The organism is Bradyrhizobium sp. NBAIM03 (assembly GCF_020194055.1).
GTDB lineage: Bacteria > Pseudomonadota > Alphaproteobacteria > Rhizobiales > Xanthobacteraceae > Bradyrhizobium > Bradyrhizobium yuanmingense.
This window is the reverse complement of the sequence record NZ_JADYVS010000227.1, coordinates 1-407: the sequence shown is the minus strand read 5'-3', so window position 1 is coordinate 407 and position 407 is coordinate 1. Positions and strand designations below refer to the sequence as shown.

Below are 407 nucleotides of genomic sequence, written 5' to 3'. Positions count from 1 at the left end.
GGCAATTGTCGGCGAGCTGAAGAAATACGACGCTGAACTCTTCGACAAGCCGCGCTGGCTCGTGCTCAACAAGCTCGACATGGTGCCCGAGGACGAACGCGAAGCGCGCGTGAAAGACTTCGTGAAGCGCTTCAAGTGGAAGGGCCCGGTGCACCGCATTTCTGCGTTGACGCACGATGGCACGCAGGCACTTGTTCATGCGATTCAGGAATACCTCGACGAGCTGCGCGCCGAAGAGGATGCAGCCGCCGCCGCGCCCGACCAGCGTCTGGACCCGAGCCTGCACAACGTCGGCCACGACGATCAAGCGTAAACACAACAAACTTCCTTCGGAGACACGCCCACCATGGCCCTGCATTCGCTGATCGCCGATGCGCGCCGCCTTGTCGTCAAGGTCGGTTCCAGCC

The 407-nt window shown here is 61.7% G+C and carries 1 pseudogene; it reads left to right on the top strand.

The features are described 5' to 3' along the window. Nucleotides 1-313 (top strand): annotated as a pseudogene (locus I6F21_RS38235) (hypothetical protein); the annotation flags it as partial. Nucleotides 314-407 lie beyond the last annotated feature (94 nt).